13 protein-coding genes are annotated in these 16,090 nt (G+C 54.0%); 7 read left to right on the top strand and 6 right to left on the bottom strand.

What is annotated here, in order from left to right:
* Nucleotides 1-9: 9 nt before the first annotated feature.
* From H511_RS0110750 to acsA, 5 genes are read right to left on the bottom strand one after another with little or no spacing between them, the layout of a single operon-like run.
* Nucleotides 10-255: an acyl carrier protein gene (locus tag H511_RS0110750; protein WP_027252294.1), complete on the bottom strand. Its 246-nt coding sequence runs from the start codon at nucleotides 253-255 to the stop codon at nucleotides 10-12.
* A complete protein-coding gene (locus tag H511_RS0110745) occupies nucleotides 252-1,508 on the bottom strand; it encodes a dihydrolipoamide acetyltransferase family protein (protein WP_027252293.1) in 1,257 nt (418 codons plus the stop codon). The genes H511_RS0110750 and H511_RS0110745 overlap by 4 nt, the downstream gene beginning before the upstream one ends.
* Nucleotides 1,508-2,491 (bottom strand): alpha-ketoacid dehydrogenase subunit beta, encoded by a 984-nt coding sequence (locus H511_RS25025; RefSeq protein WP_027252292.1) that lies wholly within the window; start codon nucleotides 2,489-2,491, stop codon nucleotides 1,508-1,510. Before H511_RS25025 ends, H511_RS0110745 begins: the two co-directional genes overlap by 1 nt.
* Nucleotides 2,492-2,513: 22 nt before the next feature.
* Nucleotides 2,514-3,503 carry a pyruvate dehydrogenase (acetyl-transferring) E1 component subunit alpha gene (pdhA, locus tag H511_RS25020; RefSeq protein ID WP_027252291.1) on the bottom strand — a complete coding sequence of 330 codons (990 nt, stop codon included), beginning with the start codon at nucleotides 3,501-3,503 and terminating at the stop codon, nucleotides 2,514-2,516.
* Nucleotides 3,500-5,257 carry an acetate--CoA ligase gene (acsA, locus tag H511_RS0110730; protein ID WP_027252290.1) on the bottom strand — a complete coding sequence of 586 codons (1,758 nt, stop codon included), beginning with the start codon at nucleotides 5,255-5,257 and terminating at the stop codon, nucleotides 3,500-3,502. The genes pdhA and acsA overlap by 4 nt, the downstream gene beginning before the upstream one ends.
* A gap of 268 nt (nucleotides 5,258-5,525) precedes the next feature.
* Between acsA and H511_RS0110725 the strand changes: the two genes are divergently transcribed.
* The 5 genes from H511_RS0110725 (at nucleotide 5,526) to H511_RS0110705 (ending at nucleotide 12,598) form a co-directional block, all read left to right on the top strand.
* The gene (locus H511_RS0110725; protein ID WP_027252289.1) at nucleotides 5,526-6,197 is read left to right on the top strand and encodes an ABC transporter ATP-binding protein; all 672 of its coding nucleotides are present in this window, start codon (nucleotides 5,526-5,528) and stop codon (nucleotides 6,195-6,197) included.
* Nucleotides 6,178-8,643, top strand: a complete 2,466-nt coding sequence (locus tag H511_RS0110720; protein ID WP_027252288.1) for an ABC transporter permease — start codon at nucleotides 6,178-6,180, stop codon at nucleotides 8,641-8,643. Before H511_RS0110725 ends, H511_RS0110720 begins: the two co-directional genes overlap by 20 nt.
* Nucleotides 8,643-9,806 (top strand): lipocalin-like domain-containing protein, encoded by a 1,164-nt coding sequence (locus H511_RS0110715; RefSeq protein WP_027252287.1) that lies wholly within the window; start codon nucleotides 8,643-8,645, stop codon nucleotides 9,804-9,806. The genes H511_RS0110720 and H511_RS0110715 overlap by 1 nt, the downstream gene beginning before the upstream one ends.
* Before the next feature lie 181 nt (nucleotides 9,807-9,987).
* Complete coding sequence (locus tag H511_RS23150; protein WP_051288071.1) at nucleotides 9,988-12,360, top strand: T6SS effector antibacterial DNase; 2,373 nt, start codon at nucleotides 9,988-9,990, stop codon at nucleotides 12,358-12,360.
* A complete protein-coding gene (locus tag H511_RS0110705; protein ID WP_036759461.1) occupies nucleotides 12,341-12,598 on the top strand; it encodes a bacteriocin immunity protein in 258 nt (85 codons plus the stop codon). The genes H511_RS23150 and H511_RS0110705 overlap by 20 nt, the downstream gene beginning before the upstream one ends.
* Nucleotides 12,599-12,656: 58 nt before the next feature.
* Here H511_RS0110705 and cra read toward each other — a convergent pair whose 3' ends face one another.
* Complete coding sequence (cra, locus tag H511_RS0110700; RefSeq protein WP_027252285.1) at nucleotides 12,657-13,640, bottom strand: catabolite repressor/activator; 984 nt, start codon at nucleotides 13,638-13,640, stop codon at nucleotides 12,657-12,659.
* Nucleotides 13,641-13,944: 304 nt separating this feature from the next.
* On the opposite strand from cra, the gene fruB reads away from it, so the two are divergent.
* Nucleotides 13,945-15,093: a fused PTS fructose transporter subunit IIA/HPr protein gene (gene fruB / locus H511_RS0110695; protein WP_027252284.1), complete on the top strand. Its 1,149-nt coding sequence runs from the start codon at nucleotides 13,945-13,947 to the stop codon at nucleotides 15,091-15,093.
* A complete protein-coding gene (pfkB, locus tag H511_RS0110690; protein WP_051288069.1) occupies nucleotides 15,094-16,056 on the top strand; it encodes a 1-phosphofructokinase in 963 nt (320 codons plus the stop codon).
* The last annotated feature ends 34 nt before the right edge of the window (nucleotides 16,057-16,090 follow it).

Below are 16,090 nucleotides of genomic sequence, written 5' to 3'. Positions count from 1 at the left end.
CAGGCTGCACTAAGCTAAGTGCTCATTCAGATAGTCAACCAGGCCCGTGAAGGTTCTGATGTGCTGATAATCAGTTTCCGGGATGTTTACACCGCAGCTTTTCTTCAGAGCAGCCAACAGGTTAAGAAAATCCATTGAGTCGAGATCGCATGCTTCGCGCAGATCCTCATCCGGGGCAATGTCCGCTTCGATGATTTCCGGAGCGATACTTTGTATGGCTTCCATGATCAGGATCCTGATGTCGTCTTTGCTCATAATTGCTCTGGTTGTTGTAATTGCTGAGACAGCGCATGAAGAAACTTGGCACCTTGGATGCCGTCGCTGACTCTGTGGTCAGCACTGAGCGTGATTGTCAGGGTATCGCAGATTTCAATCTGATTGTTTTTCACCTGAGGTGACTGACGCAAGCGGCCAAAACCCAGGATCGCGACCTGCGGCGGGTAGATGATGCCAAACACCCCATCACACCCCCGCTCGCCGATATTGGTAATAGTGATGGTGGCATCGGTCAGCTCAGAGCTGCGCAGTCGGCCGGTCCGGCTGCGGAGGCTGATATCCCTGAGCGCCAGCATGGTGTCATTGAGCGAAAGCTGGTCAGCGTTATGAATGGCAGGCACCATCAGACCCCCTTCTCGCAGGCTGATCACTGTGCCGATATGGATGGCCTGTGCCTGAACAAAGCCCCCGTTTTGGTAGAAGCCGTTCAGCGTCGGAAATTGAGGCAGAAGCGTGGCGACGGCCTTAATGAGCAGGGCCGGTAACAGCAGGCGTTCTTCAGGGTCCCGTCCGGCATTCTGCTCGCTCAGCCATTGCTGTGCCGCGCTGAGATCGACGTCATGGCTCAGATAGTAGTGAGGAATTTCCCGTTTGGATTTTTCCATCGCAGCGCCAATCGCTGCTCGCATGGCGGCTTGATTACGGCGGTTGGCGCCAGTGTCTGTTGTCTTGGTTGTGGGTGATATTGTTGGTGTTTCTGCGTTATTGCTTTGCTGGGCCTGATGCGTCGTGTTCAAATCCCGCAATAAAATGGCACCGGACGGGCCGGTTCCTGTGATGCCTTGCAGATTCAGTTGTTGTTGTCGCGCCATTGCCCGGACAACAGGCGAGGCTAGGGGAGTACTCGCCGCGGAGCGTGCGGAGGTGTCTGTGGCTTGAGCTGGCGTAGCGGCGGGAGCCGCCAGAGGTTGATCTTGTCTCTGGAACGGTGGCTGTTCAGGTGGCTGTGTGTTGAGGTCAGAGTCTGCGTTTGTGACTGTTTCAATGTCAAGGTCGATGTTGGCCAGAATGGCCCCGACAGGCAGTGTGGACATTGGTTGTACCAAAAGCCGGCTGATGGTGCCGGTGTGGTAGCTTTCCATCTCAATGGCGCCTTTATTGGTTTCAATCACGGCGATAGAGTCACCTTTGTTGACATGATCGCCCTCTGCAACCAGCCACTCCGTGAGCATGCCGTCACGCATGTCGGCACCCAGTGAAGGCATCACAATGTCAAAGGTTTGGTGAGTCATCAGCGACCTTCCATCACGGCTTTGGCCGTCGTGACAATTTGTGCAACCTGAGGCAGGGCAGCCTGCTCCAGATGCCGGGGATAGGGAATCGGCACTTCGGCACTACAGACCCGTTTGACCGGCGCATCCAGATGCCAGAATCCCTCTTCCATGATGATGGCACTGATTTCACCGGCCAGACTGCCGGTGTGCCAGCCTTCATCAATGATGACAGCACGGTGAGTTTTGCTGACGCTCTCAAGCAGTGTGGGTTTGTCCAGTGGACGCAGGCAGCGCAGATCGACCACTTCCGCAGAAATGCCATCCTGTTGTAGTTGCTCGGCAGCAATCAGGACTTTAGGTAGATTGCCACCATAGGTGATCAGGCTAATCGCCGTCCCGGTGCGGCGAATCAGAGCTTTTTCTTTTGGCGCATCAGGGGATTGCGGGACTGTGCCGGGTTCATTGAGCAGCATGACGTGCTCAAAAATCAGAACAGGGTCCGGATCAGCCAGTGCTTGCCCCAGCATGTATCTGGCATCACTGTGAGTGGCCGGACTCAGGACTTTGAGACCGGGTATATGGGCATAAAAATTTTCCCAGCTGTGCGAGTGCTGAGCGGCCAGCTGCCTGCCAGCCCCGCAAGCCATGCGGATCACCAGGGGGACATTGAACTGACCACCTGACATATGACGCAGGGTAGCAGCCGTGTTGACAATTTGATCCATCGCCAGCAGGCTGAAGTTCACCGTCATGATTTCAACAATCGGGCGCATGCCACCGAGAGCCGCGCCAATGCCGACGCCGACAAAGCCGGACTCGCACAGTGGCGTGTCGATAATGCGTTCAGCCCCGAACTGGGCGAGCAGTCCTTTACTGACGGCATAGCAGCCACCATAACGGCCGACATCTTCACCCATCAGGAAGACTCGGGGATCCTGAATCAGTGCTTCTTCCAGACCGGCGCGTAATGCTTCCCGGTAGCTCATTGTTTCTGAAACCATCTTGGTTATCCCGCAAGTCGATTTAACTGTTTGTCTGCCGGGGGCTATAGACATCCCGATACAAATCTTCAACCGGTTCCCACTCCCCGGCTTCAGCAAAACGGACGGCAGCCTGAATTTCCTTTTCAACGTCTTTTTCTATTTCATCCAATTCGCTGTCCAGTAAATGGCTGTTGTTTCTCATCCATTGCACCAGTTGCCTGACTGGCCCTTTTTCTTCCCACAGAGCAATTTCTTCTTTTTCACGGTAGAGCTGACTGTCGAAGCTGGAGTGACCACGAAAACGGTACGTTTTACATTCGAGCAGGTAGGGTTTTTGATGTTTGTGAATGAACTCCGTTGCTTCAAGGGTAGCAGCCTCCACATCGACCACATTCATGCCGTCCACCTGTGTGGCGGCAATACCGTAACTATCGGCCTTTCTGGCGATATTGGTTTCGGACTCAGACAGGGTCAGGGCGGTACCCATCGCGTAGTTGTTGTTCTCACAGATAAATAACACCGGCAACTGCCATAAAGCCGCCAGATTGAGGCTTTCATGGAATTCACCTTCAGCAACGGCGCCTTCACCAAAGAAGCAGGCCGTCAGCGCCAGACGCTGCATTTTTTTATTGGCCAGCGCCAACCCCGTTGCCAGAGGGAGTCCGCCACCGACAATGGCATTGCCGCCATAAAAATGCGTTGCCCGGTCGAACAGGTGCATCGACCCGCCGCGTCCGCGACTGCACCCTGTGGTGCGGCCGTACATTTCAGCCAGGATGCTGCCCATGCTCACTCCACGGGCAAGTGCGTGGCCGTGTTCCCGGTAAGTGGCAACCACCTGATCATCGGCGGTCAGTACGCTCATGACACCGACTGCCACGGCTTCCTCACCGATATAGAGATGCAGAAAGCCCCGAATTTTCTCCAGTGCATAAAGTTCGGCACATTTTTCTTCAAAACGGCGGATCCTGAGCATCTGTTTGAGTTGATGCAGTAAGTGAGTTCGGTTGATATGGAGTTTGCTGATCATTGTTCATCGCTCTCCAGAGTTGAGATATCGCCTTCAGGCAGCCCGAGTTCACGGGCTTTCAGCAGTCGGCGCATGATTTTTCCGCTCCGGGTTTTCGGCAGATTGCGGCGAAAAACAATGTCTTTAGGTGCGACGGCGGCCCCCAGACGCTGGCGGGCAAATCCCAGTAAGGTTTTTTGCAGTGCTTCATCGGGTGTAAAGCCGGGTTTGAGCGTCACAAAGGCTTTGACGATTTCACCCGCGACAGGATCCGGTTTACCGATAACGCCGACTTCCGCCACGGCTTCATGCTCCATCAGAGCGCTTTCTACCTCAAACGGACCAATCAGATGTCCGGAGGACTTGATGAGATCATCTTTGCGTCCGACAAACCAGAAATAGCCGTCTTCATCCTCCATAGCCAGATCGCCGCTGAGGTACCAGCCGTTAGCAAAGCAGCGCTGGTATTTTTCTTCCTGATGCAGGTAGCCACGGAACATTGATGGCCAGCCGGGCCTGAGGACAAGCTCGCCAACTTGCATCGGCGTGGTGATCACTTCTCTCGTCTCATCATTATTCTGGCTCAGGATCGCCGCCTCGATACCGGGAAGAGGACGGCCCATGGAACCGGGTTTGATATCCTGACTGGCGAAGTTGGCAATCATGATGCCGCCGGTTTCTGTCTGCCACCAGTTGTCATGAAAAGGGATAGAAAAGACGGTCTGACCCCAAATGACGGCTTCAGGATTGAGCGGTTCACCGACACTGGCAATAAAGCGCAGGGCAGACAGGTCATACTGATTTCGAATGTCGGTGCCAGCTTTCATCAGCATCCGGATAGCGGTTGGCGCGGTATACCAGACGGTCACCTGTTGTTGCTCGAGCAGGTGATACCAGCGCTCTGTGTCAAATTCGGCCTCGTCGATGATCATTGTTACACCTAAGCACAATGGGGCGATGATGCCGTAAGACGTACCGGTTACCCAGCCCGGATCGGCAGTACACCAGTAAATATCCGAGGGTGTCAGATCCAGCGCCCAGAAAGCCGACAACTGGTGGTACTCAACAGCCTGATGCACATGGATCACCCCTTTCGGCTTGCCGGTCGTCCCACTGGTAAAGTGCAGCAGGGCCATGTCTTCAGGTTGCGTGGCGACGCAAGGAAAGTCGGGATTGGCTTGTTGCATTAATTCAGTCAGTAAGTAACAGCCGGGTTCGGAGCCAGAGTCACCATCGACTAAAATGACGGCTTTCAGACTTGGCAGGGTGTGACGCCATGGTTTCACTTTTTTGCGATACAGGCTGAGGGTGGTCAGCAGTAATTGGGCTTCGCCGATTTCCATACGGGAACGGATGGGTTCAGGCCCGAAAGCAGAAAATAGCGGCGTAAAAACACATCCGGCTTTTAACGTGCCAAGCGCAGCGATATAGAGTTCTGGCTGGCGTCCGAGAAGGCTGAAAATACGGGCACCTGTCGGTAAACCTAAGGCTGGGAGCATGCTGGCAAAACGGCTGGTGAGTTGACACAGAGTGCGGTAACTGTAGTCGGTTACCTGATCATTTTTACTGATCCAGCGTATGGCGAGTTTGTCGGCGACAGGGCTGTTGAGGTGACGGTCCAGCGCTTCATAGCAAATATTCAGGCCGCCTTTCGGTAGCCTTGCCAGTTGAGGCCCTTCTGGACAAGTACTATCGAATTCATCATAGCCTTGCCGGTAATTTGCCAGGTTGGCAAACTCGGCTTTTGTTGATTTCTTAATAAGCGGATGCGCCATTTATGCTACCCCTGTATCAGTCCTGCGGAGTTGTGCCACTATGCTGAACATTGGCGTTGCTGGTTGTTGTATAAGGATAGTGTGTTTCGTGATGAGGGTAGGGTGATCCGGATGAGACAAGTCAGCGTTTTTAATCATCCCTTCTGTTCATTAAGCCTTGTACTACACTTAGTTTCTGAATTCATTTTCTGAAAATACATTGATTTCAGGCTGATAAGCGGCGATTAATGTCAAGAAGGCAGTCCGTATTGTGTCCACGGAGGTGGGAATGCTGCGACTTGTTGATCTCTGTAAAGGGTATCAGGATGGCAATGAGTATCATTCTGTGCTTCAGGGAGCCGAACTGACACTGCAGCGGGGCGAACAGGTTGCATTGATGGGGGAAAGCGGGTCAGGAAAAAGCACATTACTCAATCTTATTGCAGGGTTGGATAAGGCGGACAAAGGTGAAATCTGGCTGGCAGATACCCCGATTCATGCCGTGACAGAACGTGAGCGCACTGCTTTTCGCCGTCATCATATTGGTCTTATTTTTCAGCAGTTTAATTTGCTTCCAACCTTAACAACCCAAGACAATATTCAATTCTGCCGCCAGTTGAAAGGCTGGCCGGAAAAGCCTGAATTGTGGCGAGCCATTATCTCTGCACTGGATTTAAAACCTTTGCTTAAGCGATACCCGGAGGAAATGTCAGGGGGTCAGCAGCAACGGGCCGCCATTGCGCGGGCGCTATACATGGAGCCAGACATCCTGCTGGCCGATGAACCGACGGGCAGCCTGGATGAGCGCAATGCCCGGGCCGTCATGGGATTGCTGACCGGACTTTGTGATCAGCTCGATTGCTCCCTGCTGCTGGTGACTCACAGCAAGCAGGTTGCTTCCCATATGAACGGCAGCATAGTGCTGAAAGGGGGCGTACTGAATGCGCAGCCCCGTCTTTAATGCTTTGTGGGGACATTACCGGCGCCACCCTCTCCAGGTAGTGCTCTTGCTGCTGGGGTTAATGATGGGGATTGCTTTGCTCGTTGGTGTGCTGGCGGTCAATCAGCAGGCCAGAGCCAGTTACAGACAAGGCGAGCTGTTATTTGATAACCCGTTTCGGTATGCCATCCGGCATCATCAGGCTGGAATGACTGTGCCTCAGGGCTTTTACATTCAGCTGAGGCGGCTGGGGTATAAGCAATGTATCCCCCTCGAAACCCACAGGATTCAGACGGCTGAAGCCGGTGAGCTGACGCTGGCAGGTATCGATCCGTTTGTGATGCTGCCGTTCACTCAGTCCAATGGTCAGGTGGCAGGCGCACTGTCCCTGACACAAAAGCCTTATCCGGTATGGATAAACCGCGAACTGGCCGCGATAAAAGGACTGACAGAGGGCCAGCTACTGACGCTGGATTCTGGCGATGCAGTCGGACGCCTGGTGCTGGTGGGAAACAACCGGATTCAGGGCTCCCGCTTACTGGCGGACATGGGGCTGATCAGGCAGTTATTCCCCCGCTCAGGATTTACTGCCGTGCTGTGCGGTGCACTGAGCGCTCAGGAGCAACAGGATATCAACACCCTGCTGCCCGGCGGTCTGATCCTGACGGAAAACGACAGTGCACAGCTGGAACCGCTCACCCGGGCATTTCACCTTAATTTGTTTGCTATGGGGATGCTGGCTTTTGTTGTCGGGTTGTTCATCTTCTACCAGGCGATGTCATTGTCGTTAACCCAGCGTCAGTTTTTGGTCGGCTTACTCTGCCAGGCTGGCGTGACCGGCAGGCAACTGGCTGGCGCCTTGTGCATTGAAGTGGTCATCTGGCTGATGATCGGTGTCGCGGGTGGCAATCTGCTGGGGCTGGTTCTGGCCCGTCAGTTATTACCTTCTGTCGCCGTGACCCTGAGTGATCTCTACCAGGCGAATATTGCGCTGACAACGGGATGGCACTGGCAATGGGGCGCGCTGAGTCTGGTTATCGCGGTTCTGGGCACTTTGCTGGCCTGCGGCTGGCCGTTAATGAGGTTGATTCGTACCCAACCGATCAGGCTGACTGCGCATATGACTATGGTGCGGGGCAGCTGGCGAGAGTTTATCTGGCAGGCAGGTATGTCCGGCGTATTTATTATTGCTGCCGTCATTGTCTATTTTGTCGATCACAGCCAGTTTGCCGGCTTTGTGCTGATTGGCTGTCTGTTAGCGGCGGCGGGTTTGATCATGCCATTTATACTGTGGGCGGCATTTAAAGCCATTGCCAGAACGTTGAAATCGCCACGGTTGCGCTGGTTCTTCAGTGATGCCGCCGCCAGCCTGAGTTACCGGGGCGTGGCGGCGATGGCCTTTATGCTGGCGCTGGCAGCCACTATAGGCATGGATACCATGGTGGGCAGCTTTCGTCAGGCAACTCAGACCTGGCTGAGCCAGAGGCTGGCCGCCGATATCTATGTGCAGCCTGCCACGGTTCAGGCCGCGGCAATAGCAAACTGGGCCGCTGAACAGCCGGAAGTGACCGAGCTTTGGTGGCGCTGGCGACAGGAAGTCCCTGCCGAGCTGAAAGAGCACACCTTGCAGGTGCTCAGTGTTGGCCGTTCAGACGGTGAAAAACAGGCGCTGCCCATGAAGCAACACATAGACGGCTACTGGTCTGCGCTGCAGAACAACGGCACAGAGAAAGTCTTTCTCGCCAGTGAATCTCTGGCGCTGAAAAGGGGATGGCAGCCCGGCCAGCGCGTTGATTTACCGTTAAGGCTGGGTGAGAACTGGCTGATGGCCGGGATTTATTATGATTACGGCAACCCGTACAGCCAGATCTTTGTGTCTGATGAGCAATGGCACAGGCTGTTTCAACAGGATGGCAAAGTCAGTCTTGCCATTCACCTGGACAACAAAGATCACACTTCCGTTTTTCAGAACAGCTTGCAGGAAACATTTGGCCTGAAGTCTAATCAGGTTCGCGATAACGCGCATATCATGGCACAGGCACTGGCGGTGTTTGACCGCACTTTCGTCGTCACAGCCACGCTGGGCAAACTCACGCTGTTGGTGTCAATCGGTGGCTTGTTTATTGCAACAATCGCAGGTGAGCTATCGCGCCAGAGACAGTTTGCTTTACTGCGCTGTATGGGTATGACAGGTAAAGAACTGGCCTTACTCGGCGGAGGACAGTTAGCAGCCATTGGCGTTTTGACGGCAATGATTGCATTACCCCTTGGCTTACTGCTGGCACAACTGCTGATCGATGTGGTGCTTAAGTATTCTTTTGGCTGGACCATGCCTGTGCAGTTTTTCCCGCTTCAGTACCTGCTGACACTCGGGACGGCGCTGACCGCATTGCTGCTGGCCGGTGCCTGGCCGGTGTGGCGTCTGGTCAAGCGTTCCGCCATGCTGTCGCTCAGGGAGGCATTTTGATGCTGCTTGCTGATGCGCGGTTCAAACCGCTTGCTTTAGTGTTGTGTCTCCTGTCAGGCGTATCGGGGTGCGAACCAACGAGTGTGCCAGAAAACCGGGCAGCAGACATCCTGTCGCAGCAGAGCCAGACTGGTTTTGAACAGGTCTTACCCGGTCAGTCTCTGGTGTTTCCGAGAGATCACCTGAGTCACCCGGGGTTTCGCACCGAATGGTGGTATCTGACGGCCAACCTGGAAACTGCACAAGGCCAGTGGATTGCGGTGCAGTGGACGTTATTTCGCATCGCCACTCAGCCGCTTTCAGGCTCAGAAGGTGCCACTGGCTGGCAAGATACGCAGCGGTTTATGGCGCATGCGGTGGTGACGACGGCGAAGAAACGCTGGCAGGCAGAGCGGTTTGCCCGCGGCGGCATTGGTCAGGCCGGTGTGGAAGGAAAACCGTATCGTCTCTGGCTGGATAACTGGCGCTGGCAGGGACTGGAGTCATCGCCGTTTCCCGCCACCCTGACGTTTTCAGACAGTCATTCAGATGCCCACACCGGTGCTAACACCAATAGCGATAGCAGCATGAACGATAGCAGCATGGCCGCAACGCTCAATATCCGGAGCTATGGCAATCTGGTCAGACAGGGTGAGGCGGGTTACAGCCAGAAAGACCCCACGGATCCGCGGCTGGCGTCTTACTACTACAGCATGCCGTTTTTGTTACTGGACGGGGCTGTGACACTCGACGGCAAGACAATGGCGGTGAAAGGTGAGGGCTGGTTTGATCGCGAATGGAGCAGTCAGGCGATGTCTGAGCATCAAACTGGCTGGGACTGGTTTTCTCTCCATCTGGATGATGGCCGCGCACTCATGCTCTATCAGCTCCGCAGTACCCGGCATGATCCTTTTGTCTTCGGCAGCCTGAGCTGGCCGGATGGCCGTTCAATAGCTCTGTCTTCTGATCAGGCTTCATTGACACCGATAGCGACAAGCACACTCTCCGGCAGGGAATTTCCGACCCGCTGGCATTTGCAAGTGCCTGCACACCAGATCGATCTCGATGTGCAGGCGCAGAGGGAAGAACAATTACTGCCGTTTCTTTTCCCGTATTGGGAAGGCCCGGTTAGCGCTTCCGGCAGCCAAAACGGACTAGGTTTCATGGAGCTGACAGGGTATTGATTAAGATAACGCTTCAAAACCCCATCTTTCATTTCCACACCCCAAACCGGCAATTTGCAACCTGAAACCTGTTATTTCCACTGATAAACACCCTCAAAAACCGTCACACCGCAACCGCCTGCCGGTGGTAATATATTGCGCAAAATGTTTGATATCGCTGCTTTTTTGTTAAGGAGGCGTTGTGAGTGCGGATGACGATTCAGTGAAAAAAAGATATCCCAGGGCATCTTATACGCCCCTTGAGGATTACTGCGCCGTTGCGCCTCCGCCGCCGGTACGGGAAGATCAGGAGACAGTGGCACAGTTCGAGTACAGTTTTGATCTGTCCTGTTCGGCGGAGTCATTGCGCAAGCACAGCAATTGCGAATTTACGTTAGGCAACACCAAAGCAGAAAACCAGCGGGCAAACTGGCAAGTCAAACCGGTTGAACAGGGCTATCGCTACACCACAGCCGTCAGGGTTGAAGAGCCGAAACATTTGTACGTGACACGCGCCTGTTCATCGCTGGGTGTGACTCCGGTTGAGCCGGTGACCGTTTATCCTAAAGGAGCCGGTCAGGCCCAGGACGCTTTCGTGGCTGTGATGCCTGCGGTGGAAATTGACGGGCGTCTGGGCCACCCCACTCAGGGCTACTTCTACCATTTTTGTGACGGCAAGTTGATGCAGGAATACCAGATTCTTGGTGACAAGCGCTGGGCATTTGAGGCGACGCATTCCACTCATGATCAGCTTAGGGAGGACTTTTATCATGGCGTACAGAGTGCCATCCTGCTGCCGTGGAAGCGGGGCGGTCAGAAGGCAGACAATCAGTATCTGGTCTATCGCCGCGAGCGGATCACCCGCCTGCATCTGGATAACCTGAGTGAAGACTGGCTGGTACAAAACGGCGTGAAAATCGACCTCGGTGCGCTGCTGGACGCCATCCGACAGCCAGTCATTAAGCGGGCAGCGGACGACAGCAAACCTTTTAAACCCTCAGCGCCCATGAACCACCGGGTACAGCGTGATCCGGCCACCGGACAGCGGGAGTCATGGCCGGATATTGCCCGGCAATACGGCCTCACCGCCCGCGAACTGCTGGACTTGAATCCAGGCTATGAAGAAAACCCCTTGTTGCTGGAGGCGGGACATATTCTGACGGTGCAATCACCGGATGCTGTGGCTGCTTCCGAGCCGGTCAGGGAGTGGCCGCCGGTGCCGCCAGCCGATGTTAATCAGCCGCTCAACATTTGTTATCACTATGACGGTTCGTGCATTGAAGACACCAGCATCATTCCGATGTACCCCCACGGGCTGGCGGCAGATATTCCTGTCGTGCGTATCAAGTCGGTGGTAGCGCCGGTGTTTGCCAAATCCTGCGATATCCCGCAAGGGTGCACAAACGCCGGTACATCGCCAGAGCCGATCACCCATTTCGGGCCGTTCTCGTGGTTTTTCAGCCCGGCTCATGCCAGTCCGGTCGCGGCCTCTCTTGAGGTACAGATGGCCTCTCGGGTAGTGCGCGCTGCCAATCCCGGCGGCGCGGTTGGCAACAACGCATTCAGTTCGGCCAACAAGGACGCCGCCATCGCCCTTACCAGACTGGCCGGTAAGCTCGGCAGTGTGCTGGACGACTACCGCCTGATGACCTCCGGCGGCATTACCTCAGTGCTGATGATGCAGCGAAAAATCTGGCACGATGACGACACCCAGCATACCGAACAAGAACTGCACAACCTGGAAAGCGTGCAAAGCCGGATCCGCATCCGCCTGACCGACCCGGCGCCGGGCGAATCTTACCCGCAGGTTCGCGCGTATCACATGAATGACACCCGCATTCCGGTACGTTATGTCGGACTGGATAAAAAGACCAACAGCTACTCCGTTGCGCTGGAGGAAAACGGCCCACGTATTACCTGGACACCGAATGAAGAGGGCAAGCCAGAGTGGCAACTGACCCCGGATCATGACGACGGTTTTGAGACGGAGGATATTCACACCACACCGGTATCGGATAGTCCAACCCCGACGGTTGAAACCTATCCGGCAACTGAGGAAGCACACTGGAGCGATGCGATCCTGGTGTTTCCTGACGATTCAGGGATTGCGCCGATTTATATTGTTTACAAAGAGGACAGGCGTAATCAACCGGGTGTTGTCACAGGTAAAGGGAAAGATGTACCGTGGGAAGACGGGTACTGGCTGGGCAAGGCGGCTGATGAAGGGCAAGGACAATATATACCTACAGCTATCGCGAATGGTTTAAGAGGACGGGAGTTTAAACGTTTTTCTGATATGCAGTCCGCCTTTTGGGAGGAGGTTGCCAATGACCCTCAGCTGTTTAAGCAATTCGATACTCGAAACCAGAAATTGATTTTGAAAGGCAAGGCTCCTGCTGCACTGCCAGATTATAAATGGGGCAAGCTCAAAAAATTCTCATTACATCACGTTGAAGAAATTCAGCACGGCGGGGATGTGTATAATATTGATAATTTAAGAGTAGTGACACCTCGCTTGCACTGGGGTGAGATCCACGGCTCTAAGGGAAAACGAAATGCTGACAATGAAAAATAGCTTACAAGAGTACACTGAATCTGAATTTTTTGAGATTTTGGAGCAGACAATTGATGCCGACGAGGAAGATGTCGATGTTCTTTTAGACTTTTTTGACGAGAAAGTTCAGCATCCCAAAGGGTATGGGTTGCTGACCCACCCGACTATGTGTGGAATTGAAGACTCGCCTCAAGCAGTGATTAACGAATTAAAACGCTGGTATGCCGAGCAAGGTTTACCCTGCTTCAAATCTGAATAATCATCGTACTGCACGCCACAATTGGTGAATTCCATTGATTGTGGCGTGTATTTCTCCCTCAGCGAATTTTAAGCTGCCGCGGAATCACTTCGACACCGGCGCGGTATCGCCCTGCGGTGGCATTGAGCGCCAGTTCCAGTGCGCTGTCAGCAATATCTTCAAACTGCTGTGGCAGAGAATGTATGCGCATCGGCAGAAAATCCAGCAATCTGTGATCACCAAAGGTCGCCAGTTGGGTGGTGGTCATCAGCTCGGGGTGGGATAGAAAACAGTCCAGCATGCCTTCAAACAAGCTATAGGAGGTAATGAGTATGCTGTCCGGCACCTGATCGCCGTCAATCCATGTTTGCAGCAAACGCTGGCCTTCTTCCGGACTGAAGTGAGTGCCATACAGTGTCTGAACCGCTATGTCTGGCCGGTGATCACGGATGGCAGCATGGAATCCCATTTCCCGTTGTTGCGATATCCCCAGATCCGGCACGGCGCCAATCAGGCCAATAGTAGCAGTGTCCGTTTGTATGAGCTGCTCAGTCAGCGCATAAGCACCGTCGTGATCTTCACTGATCACACAGGCAAAAAACTCATCATCCAGGCCACGGTCAATGGCGATCACCGGCACACCAGCGTCCTGGATCTGGCGGTAAAAAACATTGTCAGCAGGTAAGCTGCTCGCCACAATCAGCGCGTCGATACGCCGTCCGACCAGTGTCTGCGCCACTTTCATTTCGGTCTCTGGTTCATCGTCAGAGCAGCTGATAATTACCTGGTAACCGGCTTTGCGGGCATCACGCTCAAGAAGCTTGGCCAATTTTGCGTAACTGGAGTTTTCCAGATCCGGGATGATCAGGCCCAGCGAACGTGAGCTGCCTGCCCGCAGCGCGCTGGCCGCATGGTCGGGTTTGAAGTTGTGTTCATCAACCACAGCCATGACTTTTTGCTGGGTCTTTTCACTGATTCTGTACTGGCTGGCTTTGCCGTTAATCACATAGCTGGCCGTCGTGCGGGAAACGCCCGCCAGTCTGGCAATTTCATCTAGCTTCATCGTGTCTCATTCACTCGAAAATCAGGCAAAGTGTGTGGTGGATCATAGATTGAAAACGGATCCAATGTCCATTGTTTGCAATTCTTGCTGAATCGATCCAGCATCATGGCTGAAAGGTTTCAGCGCTGTCTTCTCAGATATTCTATACTCTCTGGTACACCGCTGAAACTTTTTATTTACCTCGTTGCTGAATCGTTTCAGCTTAACTTCAGCTGTTGTTGAGCATGAATCGGTTATCAGACAAAAAAACACTCAGTATATCCGGCCCCCAGAGCCGGTGAGAACAAACAGGGGAGTGAAACATATGTTGTCACTGACGCAACAAGACATAGTGCTGAATCAATCAGCCAAAGATAAAACCGCTGCAATATCTGCCCTTGCCGGTGAATTGACACAGCAAGGCTTGGTGTCTGAAGGCTATGTTAAAGGCATGCTGGCGCGCGAGGCGCAAAATTCGACCTTTCTCGGCAGCGGGATTGCGATCCCTCACGGTACAACCGATACCCGGGGTCTTGTTCAGCAAACCGGGGTGAAAATTCATCATTACCCGCAGGGTGTCGACTGGGGTGACGGTAATACTGTGTATCTGGCGATTGGCATTGCTGCGAAATCGGATGAACACCTCGGGATACTGAAACAACTGACTAAAGTGTTGTCGGCAGACGGTGTGGCAGAGCAGATCCGGCAATGCAGCACTGCCGATGCTTTAATCTCATTGCTCAATGGCGACACTCAGCTGGAAGCCGATTTTGATGAGTCACTGATTGCCCTGCATTTTCCGGCGACTGATTTACTGCAGCTGACAGCGGTAGCTGCTGGCTTGATCAAAAATAAGCAGGCCGCCGATAACGCATTTGTTGCTGATGTGATAGCCGAGGGTGCTTCGTATCTGGGGCAGGGACTGTGGCTGGCCAGAAGCAGCAAAGGGGTTAGCCGCACGACCTTGTCTTTTGTGACGCCGTCACAAGACATCATCCACCAAGAACAATCCATCCACCAAGAACAACCGGTGAAAGGCTTGCTCATGCTGGCTGCCTGTAACGCGGCCTGTCATAAACCGCTGAACCTGCTGGCGCAAAAGATGTACCAGAACCAGCTGCACACCTTGTTTGAAGCCGATGCGGCACAACTGCCGGCCTTGTTTACAGACGCTCAGCCAGCAGCGAGCGATGAGGCAAACACAGCGGTGTTTAAGATTCGTAATGCGCACGGCCTGCATGCCCGTCCCGGCGCTATGCTGGTGAGCGTGGCGAAGAAATTCGAATCGGCTATTCAAGTGAAAAATCTGCAGGGCGATGGCAAATCGGTCAATGCCAAGAGCCTGATGAAAGTGATTGCGCTGGGCGTCAAGCATGGTCATGAACTGGAATTTATCGCTGACGGTTCGGATGCTCCTGAAGCCCTGTCGGCCATCGGTGATGCGATTGCTGCCGGACTGGGTGAGGGCAGATAGATGAATACTCAGGCAACCCGAAATGACACTCAGCCGAAAGTGGTGGCGGTGAATCTTAATCCGGCGCTGGATTTAACCGGCAGTTTATCTGTGCTGGAAGCCGGTACAGTCAATCTGGTCGAACGCGGGTCTCTGCACCCGGCAGGAAAAGGGGTCAATGTCGCCCGTGTGCTGGCCGAGCTGGGCGCTGCCGTGACTGTGACCGGTTTGCTGGGCACCGAAAATCAGGATCCGTTTTGTGAACTCTTCAGCCAGTACGGTATTGAAGACGCGTTTGTCCGCGTACAGGGGGCAAGCCGGATTAATGTCAAACTGGTCGAAGCCAGTGGCCGCGTCAGTGACATCAACTTTCCCGGTGTGACTGTCAGCCAGGACGATGTGGCCGCCATGGAGAACAAATTGTTCGAGCTGGCTGAGCAACATGAGGTGTTTGTGATTGCTGGCAGCCTGCCGGCGGGATTGAGTCCGCAAACCTGCGCCGCCTGGATCAAAAAGTTAAAAGCGCAGGGCAAAAAGGTGCTGTTCGACAGCAGCAATCAGGCCCTGAAAGCCGGCCTGACGGCTTCGCCCTGGCTGGTGAAGCCAAATGATGAAGAGTTGTCCGCCTGGTGCGGCAAGACATTGGAAACACCCGCTGAGCTGAAAAGCGCTGCGGAAACGCTCTATCGTCAGGATATCGCGAATGTTGTGGTGTCGTTGGGCGAAAAAGGCGTGATGTGGCTGGATGAGTCTGGCTGGTTGCACTCACAACCGCCAGGCATGGAGGTCGTCAGCACCGTTGGCGCCGGGGATACCCTGGTGGCTGGCTTATGCTGGGGTTACCTCAATCAATGGAATAAACAAGAAACACTGGCGTTTGCAACGGCTTTGTCGGCATTGGCGGTGACCCAGGTAGGGGTCGGCGTACCCGATGACGCGCTGCTTAATCAAACGTTGGAAAGTGTTCAGATCAGTAACCAGTAGCCTGTTGGCCAAAACGTGAATTGTTGAATGACAA

The organism is Photobacterium halotolerans DSM 18316, from assembly GCF_000425165.1.
GTDB classification, from domain to species: Bacteria; Pseudomonadota; Gammaproteobacteria; order Enterobacterales; family Vibrionaceae; genus Photobacterium; species Photobacterium halotolerans.
This window is presented reverse-complemented; position numbering and strand designations above follow the sequence as displayed.

Excerpts from the sequence above, each read along its gene's own strand:
- acsA (WP_027252290.1), bottom strand. The coding sequence starts at position 5,257 with ATGGCGCATCCGCTTATTAAGAAATCAACAAAAGCCGAGTTTGCCAAC.
- H511_RS0110720 (WP_027252288.1), top strand. The coding sequence starts at position 6,178 with ATGCGCAGCCCCGTCTTTAATGCTTTGTGGGGACATTACCGGCGCCAC.
- H511_RS25025 (WP_027252292.1), bottom strand. The coding sequence starts at position 2,491 with ATGGTTTCAGAAACAATGAGCTACCGGGAAGCATTACGCGCCGGTCTG.
- pfkB (WP_051288069.1), top strand. The coding sequence starts at position 15,094 with ATGAATACTCAGGCAACCCGAAATGACACTCAGCCGAAAGTGGTGGCG.
- H511_RS0110705 (WP_036759461.1), top strand. The coding sequence starts at position 12,341 with ATGCTGACAATGAAAAATAGCTTACAAGAGTACACTGAATCTGAATTT.
- H511_RS0110745 (WP_027252293.1), bottom strand. The coding sequence starts at position 1,508 with ATGACTCACCAAACCTTTGACATTGTGATGCCTTCACTGGGTGCCGAC.
- pdhA (WP_027252291.1), bottom strand. The coding sequence starts at position 3,503 with ATGATCAGCAAACTCCATATCAACCGAACTCACTTACTGCATCAACTC.
- H511_RS0110750 (WP_027252294.1), bottom strand. The coding sequence starts at position 255 with ATGAGCAAAGACGACATCAGGATCCTGATCATGGAAGCCATACAAAGT.
- H511_RS0110725 (WP_027252289.1), top strand. The coding sequence starts at position 5,526 with ATGCTGCGACTTGTTGATCTCTGTAAAGGGTATCAGGATGGCAATGAG.
- cra (WP_027252285.1), bottom strand. The coding sequence starts at position 13,640 with ATGAAGCTAGATGAAATTGCCAGACTGGCGGGCGTTTCCCGCACGACG.
- H511_RS0110715 (WP_027252287.1), top strand. The coding sequence starts at position 8,643 with ATGCTGCTTGCTGATGCGCGGTTCAAACCGCTTGCTTTAGTGTTGTGT.
- fruB (WP_027252284.1), top strand. The coding sequence starts at position 13,945 with ATGTTGTCACTGACGCAACAAGACATAGTGCTGAATCAATCAGCCAAA.